Raw genomic sequence first — 15,844 nt, 5'->3', positions numbered from 1 at the left:
GCCTGGGGGTGCGCTCCCAGGCGGACCGGGCAGGATGGGGCCGTGCCCAGGCCCAGCATCGTCCCCATCGCGCTCACCGTCGACGACCGCACGGGGTACACCCTGTGGGCACCGCCGTGGGAGGAGGACGGCGAGGAGTGGCAGGCCTTCCTCGGCACCTCCGAGGGGGAGACCGCCACGGTGCACCTCTTCCCCACCCCCGCCGCGCTCGCCTCCTTCTGCCGTACCAGCACCGACCACGACCTCGCCGACCACCCGGTCTGGCCGGTCGTGACCGGGCTCGGCGCGGAGGACCTGACGCCCGACGACGACCACCGCTACGACCTCGACGGCGTCTACGACATCGCCGCCGAGAACCCCGACCGGTGGGCCGTCGAGGAGCTCGCGGCCACCATCGACATCGTCAGCCGGCTGGCCGAGTGCCTGGACACCGCCGGCGTCGAGGACGAGGACGGCGTGACCCCGGCCCGCTCGTCCCGGGACGCGGGCGCCGACACCGACGCCGACACCGACGCCGACACCGACGAGGACGCCGACGAGGACCTGGCCGACGACGACGAGACCGAGTTCCCCGCGCTGGCCGAGCTCGTGGCCCGGCCCGAGATCGGGTCGCTCGGCCTCGGGGTGGAGGCCTTCGTCGGGCGCTCCGGCGAGGACGCGTGGATCGGCGTCGGCGGCGCGCTGGACGACCTCTGGGAGGACGTCATCGAGGAGCTGTCGGCGCACCTGGACTGGACCGGCGCCGGCACCACCACCCTCGAGGCCTACCCGTCGGCGAGCGACGAGGACGTGGAGGACGACGACGTCCCCGACGAGGACGCCGACGCGGCGCCCGTCGCCGGCGGCGCCACGACCGGCGGCGCCACGACCCGCGGCGCCACGACCCGCGGTGCGGAGGCCACCGTCGCGCGCGGCTCCGACGGCTCGGGCGACCGGCCGGCCGCCGGCTCCACGGCGGCCGCGCCGGAGGAGGCGGCGACCGCCGGGGTGAGCACCATCCGCGGCGGCAGCCGCATCACCGCGACCCCCGCCGCCGTGGCCGCGGCCGCGGAGTTCTGGGAGGCCGTCGGCATCCTGCCGGTCGAGCTGGTGGTCCCCGAGGGCGCCGGTGTCACCCTGCGCTGCTACGTCGACGACGTCGCCCGCTTCCTCGGCCGGGACGGGGAGGTCTACCTGTTCGACACCCCCGCCGACCTCGCCCGGTTCTGCGCCGGCGACGAGCAGCACGACCTCACCGAGATCGCGTCCTGGCCGGAGGTCGCCGACACCGACACGATGCCGCTGCCGGCCGAGCAGGACCGCTACGACCTCACCGAGCTGTCGGAGGTGCTCGCGGAGGTCGCCGACGGCGCCGCGGGCCTGGTCGACCACCGGGCGTTCGCCCAGCCGGTCGAGGGCGTGCGCGACGTCGCCGAGTACGCGGGGCTGACCCGTGTCGACGAGCTGCTGGCGCCCACGGAGCCGCTGGGCCGCGCCGTGGCGCGCGCCGAGCGGGAGCCCGGGGCCACGCTGCGCGCCGAGGACGCCGCCCCGCTGCGGGCCGCGTGGGACGAGGTCGTCGCGCAGGTCAGCGGGGCGCTGGTCTTCCGCTCCTGACGCCCGTGCTCTGCCCACGGGGTGGAGGCAGAGCACGAGCGGACCCCGCACGGCACAGCGGCCGGCCCCCGGGAGTCCCGGGGGCCGGCCGCTGTGCCGTCGGTCCCGTCCCGGATCCCGCCCTGAGCGTGCGAAGGGTGGGGAGGACGGGGTCCTTCCTCAGTCGCGCGCGGGCGCGGGACGGTCGGACCGCCCGCCGCGGGAGCCCTCACCGGGACCGCGGTAGCGGTCGCGCTCACCGGAGGGACGACGCGGGCGGTCGTCCCGGCGACCGCGGTCGCCCTCGCCGTAGGGGCGGCGGGGACGGTCGCCGTCGCGGCGCGGACGCCGGCCGCCGGGGCCGCCGTGCGGACGGCGCGACTCGCGGGCCGGCCGCTCGACCGGCTCGACCGGCACGCCGCTGGCCACCAGGTCGGTGATCGGGGCGTCGCCGGGCCGGATGCGGTCGACGCGCGGGTCGACCTTCGCCTGCCGGAACCGCCGCTTGGCCTGACCGACCTGGTCGGGCAGCAGCAGCGAGACCACGACACCGGCGGCGCCGGCGCGGGCGGTGCGGCCCGAGCGGTGCAGGTAGGTCTTGTGGTCGGCCGGCGGGTCGTAGTGCAGGACCAGCGAGACGTCGTCGACGTGGATGCCGCGTGCGGCGACGTCGGTGGCGACGAGCACGGGGCTGCGGGCGTCCGTGAACGCCTCGAGCGCCCGCCGCCGGGCCGACTGCGGCAGCCCGCCGTGGATCGCCTCGGCCTTGATGCCGACGGCCTGCAGGTTCTCCGTCAGCCGGTCGACGCCGAGCTGGGTGCGGGCGAAGACGATCGTGCGGCCCGGGCGCGCGGCCAGCTCCTGGGTCACCGGCACCTTGTCGCGGAAGGCGACGGTGTAGGCGAGGTGCTCGGCCGGCGGGGCGTCGTCGCCGGCGCGCTTGACCTCGTGCCGCGCCGGGTCCTTGAGGTAGCGGCGGACCAGGCTGTCGACCTCGCCGTCCAGCGTGGCCGAGAACAGCAGCCGCTGGGCGTCGGGACGGGTCTGGTCGAGCAGCTCCTGCACGACGGGGAGGAAGCCGAGGTCGGACATGAAGTCGGCCTCGTCGATGACGCTGATCTCGACCTCGGCGAGGGTGGCCTCGCCCTGGCTGATCAGGTCCTGCAGCCGGCCGGGGGTGGCGACGACGACGTCGACGCCGCGGCGCAGCTGGGTGATCTGGCGGTACATCGAGGCGCCGCCGTAGACGGTGGCGAACTGGACGCCGATGGCCTGGCCGAGCGGGGCCAGGTTGTCCGACACCTGCTGCGCCAGCTCGCGCGTGGGCACGAGGACCAGCGCGCGCGGGGCGCGCGGGCCGCGGCGGGCGGTGAGGCCCAGGCGGGCCAGCATCGGCAGCCCGAACGCCAGCGTCTTGCCGGAGCCGGTGGCGGCCTTGCCCAGCACGTCCCGCCCGGCGAGCGCGTCGGGCAGGACGGAGGTCTGGATGGCGAAGGGAGCCCGGATGTCGCGCCGCTCGAGGGCGGTGACGAGCGGCTGGGGCAGGCCCAGCCGGGCGAAGGTGGGACCGGTCGGCTCGGGAGCCGGCGCGGGGGTGTTCTCGGGGTCGATCTGGGTGTCGAGCTGGGTGTCGACGACGTCGACGGGGTCGATCAAGGACATGCGGGTGTGGGACTCCGATACAGCTCGGGCGCGTCCCGTGGTGGTGGGCGGGCGCCACCCCTGCGACAGGGCTCGGCGTCCTCACGGCGGCCACCGGCCCGGACGGGGCGGTCGGCCTGCACGGATGCGCTCATGCCCGGACGGACCGTCCGGGAGGATGTCCGGCGAGTGCCGGCACCTCCACGGTAGCAGCGCAGCTCACGCCGCCATTCCGGCTCCCGCGGTGGCCGTGATCACCCCGCGCGCAGGGCCTCGAACCCCGGCCGGACGACCTCGGTGAGCAGGCGGGTGCGCTCGGCGTCGCCGAGGAAGGCCGCGGCCAGCGCCCGCTCGGTCACCGTCTGGACGTCGTCCCAGCCCCAGCCGTGGACGGCGGCGACGTCGGCGAGCTCGCTGGTCACCGACACGCCGCTCATCAGCCGGTTGTCGGTGTTCACCGTGACGGCGAAGCCGAGCGCGTGCAGCCGGGCGACCGGGTGCTCGGCGAGGGAGGGGTAGGCGCCGGTCTGCACGTTCGACGACGGCGCCACCTCCAGCGGCACGCCCTCGTCGAGGACCCGCTGCGCCACCGGGCCGAGCGGGCCGCCCTCGGGCACCTCGTCGGCGATGCGGACGCCGTGGCCGAGCCGCTCCGCGCGGGCCCCGTCGAGGGCGGCGCGGATGCTGTCGATGCCGGCGGCCTCCCCCGCGTGGACGGTGCGGTGCGCGCCGGCCCGGTCGAGCAGCGCGATGGCACCCGGGAGCCGGTCGGGCGGGAAGCCGAGCTCGGGCCCGGCCAGGTCGAACCCGACGACGCCGGCGTCGCGGTACCGGACGACGAGGCCGGCGACCTCCTCCCAGCGGTCGTCCTGGCGCATCGCGCACAGCAGCGAGCCGACGCGGATCGGCGTGCCCGCCGCCGCGGCGTCGGCGCTCCCGGCGGCGAACCCGTCGAGGATGGCCTCCACGGCCTCCTCGATCGGCGTCCCCCCGGCGGTGAGCAGCTCGGGGGCCATGCGGACCTCGGCGTAGACGACGCCGTCGGCGGCGAGGTCGAGCGCGCACTCGCGGGCCACCCGGCGCACGGCCTCGGGCCGCTGCATCACGCCGACCGTGTGCGCGAACGTCTCCAGGTAGCGCACCAGCGAGCCGGAGTCGGCGGCCTCCTGGAACCAGGTGCCCAGCTTCGCGGCGTCGCCGGCCGGCAGGTCGCGGTAACCGGTCTCGTCGGCGAGCTCGAGCACCGTCTGCGGCCGCAGCCCGCCGTCGAGGTGGTCGTGCAGGAGGACCTTGGGAGCGCGGCGGATCGAGTCGGCAGTCAGCGGTGCAGGCACCCCGAGACGGTATACAGCCGCCTCCTCACCGCGTGCCGCGCTCCTGCCAGCGGAAGGTCAGGACGCACAGCACCAGGCCGGCCAGGCACCAGGCGCCCAGCACCAGGGCCACCCGGCCGAGCTCCCAGGTGCCCGCGGGCTCCTGGGCGGCGAGCGCGTCGGGCAGGAACACCGAGCGCAGCCCCTGCGCCATCCACTTGAGCGGGAAGAACGAGGCGACCGTCTGCATCCAGACCGGCACCTGGCTGAACTGGAAGAAGACGCCGGAGATGAACTGCAGCACCAGCGCGATCGGCGTGACGGTGGCCGACGCCGACCGGCCGTTGCGCGCCAGGCTCGACACGGCGATGCCCAGCAGCGTGCACGCCGCGGCGCCGAGTGCGGTGACCCAGGCGAAGGTCGGCCAGTCGGCCCCGGAGGGCAGGTCCACGTCGTAGAAGACGACGCCGACGAGCAGCAGGATCGCGATGATCAGCACGGTGACGGCGAGGACCTGCACGACCTTGCCGACGAAGTAGGCGCTGCGCGGCATCGGCGTGCCGTAGAGCGACTTCAGCGTGCCGTCGGCGCGCTCGGTGGCGATGGAGATCGCCATGTTCTGCAGGCTCGCGCCGAGGATGCCCGCGGCGATCACCCCGGCGACGAAGTACTGGGTGAAGGTGACGCCGCTGCCGAGGTCGTAGTCGAGCACCGCCCCGAACACGACGAGCAGGAGCACGGGGAAGACCAGGGTGAAGACCACCGACTCGCGCTGCCGGAAGAACTCCTTGAGCTCCACCCCGGCGCGGGATCGGTAGACGGCGGACAGCGAGGGCAGCGCGGTCCGGTCCCCCGTCGTCGTCCCTGTCGTGGCGGCGCTCACGCGCGGTCCTCCCCGATCATCTGCAGGTACACGTCCTCGAGGGTCGGCCGGGCCACCGCCAGGTCGGGCACCTCGCCGGGGAACCGGGTGGCCAGGTCGCGGACGAACGCCGTCGGGGTCGCGGTGGCCTCGGAGCGCCGCACGCCGTCCTCGCTCCAGGTGACCACCGCCGGTGCCCGGCCCCGCCCGCCCAGCTCCGCGGGGACGGCGACCTCCGCCAGCCGGCCGCGGGCGATGACGCCCACGCGGTCGGCCAGCGCCTCGGCCTCGTCGAGGTAGTGGGTGGTCAGCAGCATCGTGGTGCCGAGGTCGCGCAGCGAGCGGATCAGCGACCAGAACTGCCGCCGGGCCTCGGGGTCGAAGCCGGTGGTCGGCTCGTCGAGGAACAGCAGCGTCGGGCGGCCGACGATGCCCAGCGCCACGTCGAGCCGGCGGCGCTGGCCGCCCGAGAGCGACCGGCCCCGCGACCGCGCCTTCTCCGTCAGGCCGACCAGCTCGAGCACCTCGTCGGGGTCGCGCGGGTCGGGGAAGTAGGACGCCTGGGCGCGCAGCAGCTCGCGGCAGGTCAGCTGGCTGTCGCCGGCGCCGGACTGCAGGACGATCCCCAGCTGCGCCTTCCAGCGGCGCCCGCCGGTGGCCGGGTCGGTGCCCAGCACGCGGACCTCGCCGCCGTCCCGGTCGCGGAAGCCCTCGCAGATCTCCACCGTCGTCGTCTTGCCGGCGCCGTTGGGGCCGAGCAGCGCGAAGATCTCGCCGCGCCGGATGTCGAGGTCCAGGCCGTCGACGGCGGTCGCGGCGCCGTAGCGCTTCACCAGCCCCCGGACGGAGATGGCCGCGTCCGGGTCCGGCTCCCTCCCGGGTACCGCCGCGAGCCCGCGAGTGGTGGGGAGGAGGGAGTCCTGCTGCACGAGGGTCCAGTGTGCTCCCCGGTTGCGGAGCGGCGCCGACCGCCTCCCTCAGGCCGAGATGCGGTCCAGCAGCAGCGGCAGCGGCTCGTCACCGGTGTCGATGCCGACCGCGCCCTCCAGCGCCTCCAGCGCCCGCGGGATGCGGGCGGCGTCGTCGGTGTGCAGCTCCAGCAGGGGCTGCCCCTCGGTCACCTGCTCCCCCACGGTCGCCGTCCAGGTGACGCCGGCCGCGGCCGAGACCGGGTCCTCCTTGCGGGCCCGGCCGGCGCCGAGCCGCCAGGCGGCGACGCCGAGGGCGTAGGCGTCCAGGCGGGTCAGCGTGCCGGTGGCGGGGGCGGTCACCACGTGCCGCTCGGCCGGCCGCGGCAGCGGCGCGTCCGGGTCCCCGCCCTGCGCGGTGATCATCCGGCGCCAGACGTCCATCGCCCGGCCGTCGCGCAGCGCGTCGGCGGGGTCGACGTCGGGGCGCCCGGCGCCGGTGAGCATCTCCCGGGCCAGGGCCAGCGTGAGCTCGACGACGTCGGCCGGGCCGCCCCCGGCGAGCACCTCCACCGACTCGGCCACCTCGACGGCGTTGCCGGCGGCGCGGCCGAGCGGGCGGTCCATCGCGGTCACCAGCGCCACCGTGTTGACGCCGGCCGCCCCACCGAGGCCGACCATCGTGCGGGCCAGCTCCCGGGAGGACTCGGGGTCCTTCATGAACGCCCCGGACCCGGTCTTGACGTCGAGCACCAGCGCGTCGGCGCCCTCGGCGATCTTCTTGCTCATGATCGAGCTGGCGATCAACGGGATCGACTCGACCGTCGCGGTGACGTCGCGCAGCGCGTAGAGCTTCTTGTCCGCCGGCGCGAGGTCGTGGCCGGCCGCGCAGATCACCGCGCCGACCTCGGCCAGCTGCCGCAGGTAGGCCTCCTCGTGCACGTCGGCCCGCCAGCCGGGGATGGCCTCGAGCTTGTCCAGCGTGCCGCCGGTGTGGCCCAGGCCCCGGCCCGACAGCTGCGGCACCGCGACGCCGCAGGCGGCGACCAGCGGCGCGAGCGGCAGGGTGGTCTTGTCGCCGACGCCGCCGGTGGAGTGCTTGTCGGCGGTCGGCCGGCCCAGCGGGGAGAGGTCCTTCCGCTCGCCGGAGTCGATCATCGCCTGCGTCCACACCGAGAGCTCGCCGGCGGACATGCCCCGGAAGAACACGGCCATGAGCAGCGCGCTCATCTGCTCGTCGGGGATCGTGCCGTCGGTGTAGGCGCCGATCACCCAGCGGATCTGCTCGTCGGTGAGCCGGTCGCCGTCGCGCTTGGCGCGCAGCACGTCGATGGCGTCGAACGCGGCCATCAGCCCTGCCCCCGCTCCGCCGCGGCGACCAGGTCGTCGGGGCCGAAGGCGTCGGGCAGCACCTCGCGCATCGGCACGATGCCCAGCGACACCGTCTCGATGAGCATCTCGGCGCCGCCGTGCTCCCACAGCAGCTGGCGGCAGCGGCCGCACGGCATCAGCGGCTGCCCGTCGCCGCCGACGCAGGCCACCGCGACCAGCCGGCCGCCGCCGGTGCGGGCCAGGTCGCTGACCATCCCGCACTCGGCGCACAGGCCCAGGCCGTAGCTGGCGTTCTCGACGTTGCAGCCGGTGACCACCCGGCCGTCGTCGACCAGCCCGGCCACGCCCACGGGGAACCGCGAGTACGGCGCGTAGGCGTGCGTCATGGCCTCCCGGGCCGCGCCGCGCAGCGCGTCCCAGTCGACGTCCGCCATCTAGTGCTCTCCTCTCCGGTAGACGAGCCCGTCGGCCTTGGGCATCCGCAGCCGTTGGGACGCCAGCGACAGCACCAGCAGCGTGGTCAGGTGCGGGGTGAAGAAGACGATCCCCTCGGGCAGCCGGTCGATGGTCAGGAACCCGACCAGCGAGGCGGCGGCGAAGACCCCGGCGATCCCGGCGACCAGCCACCTCCCGCGCCGGGCCTGCACGACCGCCAGGACGGCGAGGAGGACGGCGATGAGCAGCAGCAGCGCCACCACCGCGGTCTGGCTGCGCAGTTGCAGGGCGTCGGCGAACCCGAACAGGCCCGCCCCGGCCGCCAGGCCGCCGGGACGCCAGTTGCCGAAGATCAGGGCGGCCAGGCCGATGAACCCGCGGCCGCCGGTCTGACCCTCCCGGTAGATGCCCGCGACGAACACCAGGAAGACGCCGCCGAGACCGGCGAGCGCGCCGGAGACGACCACGGCGAGGTACTTCAGCCGGTAGACCGGCACGCCCAGGGAGTCCGCGGCCGCCGGGTTCTCGCCGCACGAGCGCAGCCGCAGGCCGAAGGCCGTCCGCCACAGCAGCAGGTAGGAGACCGGGACCAGCAGCACGGCGAGCAGGGTGAGCAGCCCCACGCCGCTGGTCAGCCCGCGCAGCAGCCCGGCCAGGTCACTGACGAGGAACCAGTGCTGCCGTTCCAGGTCACCGAGCAGGTCCGGTCCCGAGGACAGCACCGGCAGCGAGAAGGACGGCGGGTCGCTGCCCAGGGACGGCGACTGCGTCGGGCCGCCGCCGGTGTCCTCGTTGAACAGCAGCTCGGAGAGGAAGCGGACCACGCCCTCGGCGAGGATGTTGATCGCGACGCCGGAGACCACGTGGTCGACGCCGAACGTCACCGTGGCGATCGCGTGCAGCAGACCGCCGGCCGCGCCGAAGACCACGCCACCGATGACCGCGCCGGCCCAGCCCCACTGGTAGCCGGCCCAGCCCGCGCCCCAGGTGCCGAGGATCATCATCCCCTCGAGGCCGATGTTCACCACGCCCGCGCGCTCCGACCACAGCCCGCCCAGCGCCGCCAGTCCGATGGGGACGGCGAGCAGCAGCGCGGCCCGGAGCGTCGAGGACGAGGTGAGCTCCTGCTCGCCCGAGACGACCCGGACCAGCGAGAACAGCACCCACAGGCCGACGAGCACCCACAGCACCCGCCGGGCCCGGCCGCCGCCGGTCAGCAGGTCGGTCAGCGGGCCGCGGCTGGGCTGACCGGTACGGGTCGGCGCCGTCGTGCTCATGCTCGTGCTCCCTGCTGGTCCCCGGGCACACCGGTGCGGACCTGCTGCCCGCCGTCCGGGCCGGGAGGCGGTGACGCTGCGCCGTCCCCGCCGCCGTCCGGCCCCGGACCGGCCGAGGCGCCGGCCCGCTCGGCCGAGCGCAGTGCCAGCCGCCGGGCGATCTCGTTCGCGATCACGACGGCGAGCACGATCGTGCCCTGGATGATCGTGACGACCGAGGACGGGATGTCGGCGAACTGCAGGGGCAGGGCCGCCCGGTCGAGGAAGGCGAACAGCAGCGCGGCCAGCGCGATCCCCACCGGCGTGCTGCGGCCCAGCAGGGCGACGGCGATGCCGAGGAAGCCGAGGCCGGCGGTGAACTCGGTGCCGTAGTCGTACTGCGACCCGAGCAGGTCGGGCAGGCCGATCAGGCCGGCGATCGCGCCGGAGATCAGCATGGTCTTCACGACCATGCGCCGGGCGTCGACGCCGCTGGCGGTGGCCGCGGAGGGCGACAGGCCGGTGGCGCGCAGGTCGAACCCGAAGCGGGTCCGCTTGATCAGCACGGCGACCACGACCCCGACCACGATCGCGACCAGCAGGAAGCCGTAGAGACCGCTGCGCGGCGCGGCCAGGCCCAGCCCGGTGAGCAGCCCGTTGAGGCTCGGGAAGCGGCCGGACTCGGGGATCTCCGCGGTCGTGATGATGGAGGCGCCCGGCGGGCTGCCCCGCAGCGGGCCGGTCAGCAGGAACGACGCCAGGCCCAGCGCGATGAAGTTCAGCATGATCGAGCTGATGACCTCGCTGACGCCGCGGGTCACCTTGAGCACGCCGACGATGCCGGCCCACAGCGCCCCGACCACCATCGCGACGACCACGACGAGCAGCACGTGCAGCGGGCCGGGCAGCACGACGGCTGCGCCGACCGCGGCGGCCAGGATGGTGGCCAGCCGGTACTGACCCTCGACGCCGATGTTGAACAGGCCCATCCGGAACGCGACCGCGACGGCGAGGCCGGCGAGGAACAGCGGCACCGCCCGGTTGAGGATCACGACGATCGACTGCACCTGCTGCGACGGGGTGGTGCCGAGGTCGACCATCACCCCGAACGCCTCGAACGGGTCCTGGCCGATGAGGGCGATGACCACCGCGGAGATGACCAGGGCCACCAGGACGGCGAGCACCGGGCCCAGCAGGGAGAGCCCCACCCGACGGAGGACGCCGTTCACGCCGCACCCGCCGTCGTCCGCGCGCCGGTCATGTGCCCGCCGAGTTCCTCGGGGGTCACCCGCCGCGGGTCGAGGGTGGCCACCAGCCGCCCGCGGAGCATGACGTGCAGCGTGTCCGACAGGCCGATGAGCTCGTCGAGGTCGGCGGAGATGAGCACGATCCCGAGTCCCTCCGCGCGCGCGTCCTTGAGCAGCTCCCAGATCACCGACTGGGCGCCGACGTCGACGCCGCGGGTCGGGTGGGCGGCGATCAGCAGCCGCGGTGAAGCGCTCATCTCGCGTCCGACGATGAGCTTCTGCTGGTTGCCGCCGGAGAGGGCGACGGCGAGCGTGTCCGGACCGGGGGCGCGGACGTCGTACTCCCGCATGATCCGCGCGGTGTCGGCCCGGGCGCCGCGGCGGTCGATGAACGGGCCCTTCACGGCCGGCGGGCGGGTCTGGTGGCCGAGGATGCGGTTCTCCCAGAGCGGCGCGTCCAGCAGCATGCCCTGGCGGTGCCGGTCCTCGGGGATGAAGCCGACACCGGCCTCCCGGCGGGCGCGGGTGCTCCACCCGGTGACGTCCTCGGTCCCGAGGACGACCGACCCGGCAGCCAGCGGGCGCAGCCCCATGATCGCGTCGACGAGCTCGGCCTGGCCGTTGCCCTCGACACCGGCGATGCCGACGACCTCGCCCTCCCGCACGGTGAGCGTCACGTCGTCCACCACGGGGCGCCGCCCCACGTCGGTGACCGTGACGCCGGCCAGCTGCAGCACGGGCGTGGCGCGGACGGTGGACTCGCGGGTCTCCGGGGTCGGCAGCTCGGCGCCGACCATCAGCTCGGCCAGCTGCTTGGCCGTCGTCGTCCTCGGGTCGGCCGTGCCGACCGTGGTGCCGCGCCGGATGACCGTGATCGAGTCGGCGACACGGCGCACCTCGTCGAGCTTGTGCGAGATGAAGATGACCGTCAGGCCCTCGCGCTTGAGCTCGGCGAGGTTGGCGAACAGCTCGTCGACCTCCTGCGGCACGAGCACGGCGGTCGGCTCGTCGAGGATCAGCGTCCGCGCGTTGCGGTAGAGGACCTTGGCGATCTCGACCCGCTGCCGGTCCCCGACGCCGAGGTCCTCGACCAGCGCGTCGGGCCGCAGTCCGAGGGAGTAGCGGTCGGAGATGTCGGTGATCCGACGGCGCGCCTCGGCGAGGTCCAGCCGGCCGCGCCGGGTGGGCTCGCTGCCGAGGACGACGTTCTCCAGGACGGTGAAGTTGTCGGCCAGCATGAAGTGCTGGTGGACCATGCCGATGCCCGCCGCGATGGCGTCGGCCGGGCTGCGGAAGGCGACCTCGCGGCCGTCGACGAGGACCTGGCCCTCGTCGGGGCGGTGCTCGCCGTAGAGCGTCTTCATCAGCGTCGACTTGCCGGCGCCGTTCTCGCCCACGATGGCGTGCACCTCGCCACGACGGACCCGCAGTTCGATGTCCCGGTTCGCCACCACGCCGGGGAAGCGCTTGGTGATCCCGCGCAGCTCGACGGCGAGGGGGACGTCGCCCGCCGCCGGACTGTCTGCTGGCGAGTCCGCTGGTGCCATGCCGGCATCTCCTCGCTGTGGCCCGCCGGTGGGCGGGAGGTCACTTCGGACGGCGCCGGCGCGCGGGATCCGCCGCTGCGCCGGGCTCCGGGCCCGGGGGCCGTGCGTATGGTGCCCTACCCGCCGGGCTCCGTCCGCGCCTGGGGCGGCACCGGTGCAGCGCGGGCCCGGGCGTCTGCCGCCCGGGCCCGCGTCGCAGGGTGGATCAGTCGTGCGGGGAGACCCGCACGAGGGTCACTCGATCGTCGTCGGGACCGTGATGGTGCCGTCGATGATCTGCTGCGCGTATCCGTCGATGTCCTGCTGGATGTCGTCGATGTAGCCGCCCGACGTGGACAGGCCCACGCCCTCGCCCTCCAGGTCGTAGCGGACGTCGGCGGCACCCTCCACGGTGCCCTCGGAGAACTCGTTGATGAAGGCCTCCACCGCGTTGTCGACCCGCTTGAGCATCGAGGTCATGATCACGGCCTGCAGCGCCGGGTCGTCGACCGTCTGGTACTGGTCGGAGTCGACGCCGATGGCCCGCTTGCCGGCGCTCGCGGCGGCCTGGAAGACGCCGATGCCCGAGCCACCGGCCGCGTGGTAGACGATGTCGGCCCCGGCGTCGTACATGCCCTGGGCGACGATCTGGCCGCGGGCCGGGTCGTTGAAGCCGCTGAAGTCACCGGCCGGCGAGATGTACTGGCGGTCGATGACGATCTGCGGGTTGACCGCCTGCGCACCGGCCACGAAGCCGGCCTCGAACTTCTCGATCAGCGGGCTCTCCACGCCGCCGACGAAGCCGATGTGGGCGCTCTCGCTCTTCAGCGCGGCGGCGACGCCGGCCAGGAACGACCCCTGCTCCTCGGCGAAGACCAGCCCGGTGACGTTGTCGCCCTTGGCGCCGTCCTCGTTGGACCCGTCGACCTGCGCGAACGTGGTGTCGGGGAACTGCGGCGCGACCTCGGCGATGACGTCGTCGTAGTTGAAGCCGACGGCGATGACCGGGTTGAAGCCCTGCTCGGCCAGCTGGGTGAGCAGCTCGGCGCGGTTGGAGGCGTCGTCGTTGGGGCTGAGCTCCTGCAGCTCGCCGTCGAGGGCCTCGACGGCCGCCGACGCACCGGCGTAGGCCGAGTCGTTGAACGACCGGTCACCGCGGCCGCCGGTGTCGTAGGCGAGGCCGACGCGCAGCTCCTCGGTGGCGGTGCCGCCACCCTCGCCCCCGCCGCCGCCGGCGGCGGGCTCGTCACTGGCGCAGGCCGCGAGGGCCATGCTGCCGGCCAGCAGCAGCGCTGCGGCCTTCATCTTCCGCGCTCGGCGCAAGACGATCTCCTCTCTGGAGGGAGCTGCCCCGCACGGACACGGAGGGCGCTCCCGTGGGTCCTGGTCGCGGCCGCCCGGAGGCGCCCGCCCGGACGTGGACGACCCCGGCACGCTAACCGCGCCCTCCGGGCAGGCCGCCATGCCTGCGGCGGACCGAGACGGGATCGTTGTGAAGCGGCCCCGGATCCGTGGCCCCCGCCACTGCCTCCGGTCGCCGCCGGTGGTGCCGCCGGGGCTAGCGTCCCCGCGTGCGGCGACGACGGGGTGCGCTCGCGGCCGTCCTGGCCGCGCTGGCCGTCCTCCTGGGGGGCGGCCCGGCGGTGGCTGCCCCCGACCCCGCGCGGCCGACGGTCGACCTCGCCGCCCCGACCCCGACCGCCCCGCTGCCCGGCGGTCCGCCGCAGGGCTCCGGACCCGGTGGGGTGACCGTGGGGGGCGAGGGCCTGGACACCCGGGGCACGGTCGTCGTCGACGGCGCCCCGCCGGTGCCCGACGGGGTCGTCGCGGCCGGCTGGCTGGTGGCCGACGCCGGCACCGGCGACGTGCTGGCCGCCCGCGACCCGCACGGCCGCTACTACCCGGCCAGCACGCTCAAGACGCTGACGCTGCTCACCCTGGCCCACCGCCTCGACCCCGCGCTGGTCGTCGAGGGCACCGCCGAGGACGAGCAGATGGAGGGCAGCCGGGTCGGGATGGTCACCGGCGGCCGGTATCCGGTGTCGCTGCTGTTCCAGGCGCTGGTGCTGCAGTCGGGCAACGACGCCGCGAACGCGCTCGCCCGGGCCTTCGGCGGCACGCAGGCCACGGTGCAGGCGATGAACGCCACCGCGCTGGAGATGGGCGCCTTCGACACGGTCGCGGGGACGCCGTCGGGTCTCGACGTCGCCGGGCAGTCCTCCTCGCCCTACGACCTCGCGCTGTTCTTCCGCGCGCTGGCCGCCGATCCGCTGACCGCGGGGATCCTGGCCACGCCGACCGCGGAGATGCCCGGTGTCGAGGGCCGCTCCACCGGCTTCCAGATCCAGAACCAGAACCCGCTGGCCGGCTACCCCGGTGTCCTGGGCGGCAAGACGGGGTTCACCGACGCCGCCCGGCACACCTTCGTCGCGGCCGCCGAGCGCGGGGGCCGGCGGCTCGTCGTCAGCGTCATGGCCACCGAGAACGTGCCGCTGCGCGCCGCCGACCAGGCCGCGCTGCTGCTCGACTGGGGCTTCGGCGTCCCCCCGTCGCTGGGCGGGGTGGGCACGCTGGTCGCCTCCGCCGCCGACGTGACGCCCGCGACGCCGAGCGCCGTCCCCTCCCCCGCCGGTCCCGCCGACGTGGCCGCCGGGCCGCCCGCGCCGTCCTCCCCGGCCTCGGGCGGCCCGCCGGTCCTCGGGGCGGTCGCGCTCGGCGCGGCGGCGGTCGCGGTGGTGGCCGCGACCCTCATCGGCCGGCGGCGGGCGATGCGGCCGGGGCGGCGCCGGACGCGGCCGGCACCGGGGGCTCCTCCTCCGGGGCGGCGGGGACCGCCGGCTGCAGGGCCGGGAGGGTCGCCGTCCACGCGGCGGTGAAGAAGGCGAAGCGGATGACCAGGTTGATCCACACCAGGATGCCGACGGCGCCGCCGAACGCGGACGAGGTCACGCTGCCGGAGATGAGCGACAGGTAGAGGCTGCCCAGCAGCTTCATCACCTCGAAGCCGGCCGCGCCGAACAGGGCGCCGGGCAGCAGCCTGCGCAGCGGGTGGGAGATCGAGGGCACCACCCGCAGCAGCCACAGGAAGACGACGACGTCGCCGGCGAAGGCCACCACGATGCCGAGCACGTTGCTGAGGACCGCCCAGCCGGGCGCGTCCTGGACGCCGAAGACCGTCAGCACCCCCGCGGTCGCCTGGGTGGCGAACCCGGTCAGCCCGATGCTGGCCAGGCCGGCGGCGCCGAGGGCGACCAGCGCGACGACGTCGGCGAGGTTGTCCTTCCAGAACTCCGGCTCGTCGACGGTCCCCTTCCACGTGCGCTCCATGCCGATGCGGAGCTTGTCCATCGCGCGCAGCCCGGCGTAGAGGAAGCCGGCGGCACCGATCAGGCCGGTGAGGCCGGCCGCGCCGACCGTCGAGCGCAGCTCCTCGACGATCTGCCGGCCCGTCGAGCCGGGGAACGTCTCGCGGATGGCCGTGTAGAGCTCCTTCTGCAGCAGCGCGTCACCGGAGAGGACCAGCGCGATGACCGAGGCGACGAGCAGCAGCACGGGGAAGAGCCCGAGGAAGACGAAGTACGTGACCCCGGCGGCCATGAGGTCGCCCTGCGTGCGCGTGTAGCGGCCCCCGGCCCGCGCCAGGTGGTCGAACCACGGCCACCGGCGGCGCCGGGCGTCCACGACGGCGGTGACCCGGGTGCCGACACCGGCGATGCGGGTCCACGCCGTGCGGACGTCCCTCGGTGCAC

General features: G+C 75.1%; 12 protein-coding genes and 1 pseudogene. 2 read left to right on the top strand and 11 right to left on the bottom strand.

Annotated elements, in window-relative coordinates:
- Positions 1-42 precede the first annotated feature (42 nt).
- The gene (locus JD79_RS10090; protein ID WP_110005401.1) at positions 43-1,596 is read left to right on the top strand and encodes a hypothetical protein; all 1,554 of its coding nucleotides are present in this window, start codon (positions 43-45) and stop codon (positions 1,594-1,596) included.
- 159 nt (positions 1,597-1,755) lie between these two features.
- Here the strand turns inward: JD79_RS10090 and JD79_RS10085 are convergent, their stop codons facing one another.
- From JD79_RS10085 to JD79_RS10040, 10 genes are all read right to left on the bottom strand, one after another.
- Complete coding sequence (locus JD79_RS10085; RefSeq protein ID WP_110005400.1) at positions 1,756-3,237, bottom strand: DEAD/DEAH box helicase; 1,482 nt, start codon at positions 3,235-3,237, stop codon at positions 1,756-1,758.
- Positions 3,238-3,470: 233 nt separating this feature from the next.
- The gene (locus JD79_RS10080) at positions 3,471-4,550 is read right to left on the bottom strand and encodes an adenosine deaminase (RefSeq protein WP_110005399.1); all 1,080 of its coding nucleotides are present in this window, start codon (positions 4,548-4,550) and stop codon (positions 3,471-3,473) included.
- A gap of 25 nt (positions 4,551-4,575) precedes the next feature.
- Positions 4,576-5,412 carry an ABC transporter permease gene (locus JD79_RS10075; RefSeq protein WP_110005398.1) on the bottom strand — a complete coding sequence of 279 codons (837 nt, stop codon included), beginning with the start codon at positions 5,410-5,412 and terminating at the stop codon, positions 4,576-4,578.
- The gene (locus JD79_RS10070; RefSeq protein WP_110005397.1) at positions 5,409-6,320 is read right to left on the bottom strand and encodes an ABC transporter ATP-binding protein; all 912 of its coding nucleotides are present in this window, start codon (positions 6,318-6,320) and stop codon (positions 5,409-5,411) included. The genes JD79_RS10075 and JD79_RS10070 overlap by 4 nt, the downstream gene beginning before the upstream one ends.
- A 48-nt stretch (positions 6,321-6,368) precedes the next feature.
- Complete coding sequence (locus JD79_RS10065; protein WP_110005396.1) at positions 6,369-7,649, bottom strand: thymidine phosphorylase; 1,281 nt, start codon at positions 7,647-7,649, stop codon at positions 6,369-6,371.
- Positions 7,649-8,065, bottom strand: a complete 417-nt coding sequence (locus JD79_RS10060) for a cytidine deaminase (protein ID WP_110005395.1) — start codon at positions 8,063-8,065, stop codon at positions 7,649-7,651. The genes JD79_RS10065 and JD79_RS10060 overlap by 1 nt, the downstream gene beginning before the upstream one ends.
- A complete protein-coding gene (locus JD79_RS10055) occupies positions 8,066-9,343 on the bottom strand; it encodes an ABC transporter permease (RefSeq protein WP_110005394.1) in 1,278 nt (425 codons plus the stop codon).
- Positions 9,340-10,530: an ABC transporter permease gene (locus JD79_RS10050; RefSeq protein ID WP_245899987.1), complete on the bottom strand. Its 1,191-nt coding sequence runs from the start codon at positions 10,528-10,530 to the stop codon at positions 9,340-9,342. The genes JD79_RS10055 and JD79_RS10050 overlap by 4 nt, the downstream gene beginning before the upstream one ends.
- Positions 10,531-10,547: 17 nt before the next feature.
- Positions 10,548-12,116, bottom strand: a complete 1,569-nt coding sequence (locus JD79_RS10045; RefSeq protein WP_110005392.1) for an ABC transporter ATP-binding protein — start codon at positions 12,114-12,116, stop codon at positions 10,548-10,550.
- Positions 12,117-12,350: 234 nt separating this feature from the next.
- On the bottom strand, positions 12,351-13,418 hold the full coding sequence (locus JD79_RS10040) for a BMP family lipoprotein (RefSeq protein WP_245899986.1): 1,068 nt from the start codon (positions 13,416-13,418) through the stop codon (positions 12,351-12,353).
- Positions 13,419-13,666: 248 nt separating this feature from the next.
- On the opposite strand from JD79_RS10040, the gene JD79_RS10035 reads away from it, so the two are divergent.
- Positions 13,667-14,971, top strand: a complete 1,305-nt coding sequence (locus JD79_RS10035; RefSeq protein WP_110005390.1) for a D-alanyl-D-alanine carboxypeptidase family protein — start codon at positions 13,667-13,669, stop codon at positions 14,969-14,971.
- A 34-nt stretch (positions 14,972-15,005) separates the two neighbouring features.
- On the opposite strand, the pseudogene JD79_RS10030 reads toward JD79_RS10035, so the two are convergent.
- Positions 15,006-15,692 (bottom strand): annotated as a pseudogene (locus JD79_RS10030) (YihY/virulence factor BrkB family protein); the annotation flags it as partial.
- Between the last annotated feature and the right edge of the window lie 152 nt (positions 15,693-15,844).

This window comes from Geodermatophilus normandii, from assembly GCF_003182485.1.
GTDB classification, from domain to species: Bacteria; Actinomycetota; Actinomycetes; order Mycobacteriales; family Geodermatophilaceae; genus Geodermatophilus; species Geodermatophilus normandii.
This window is presented reverse-complemented; position numbering and strand designations above follow the sequence as displayed.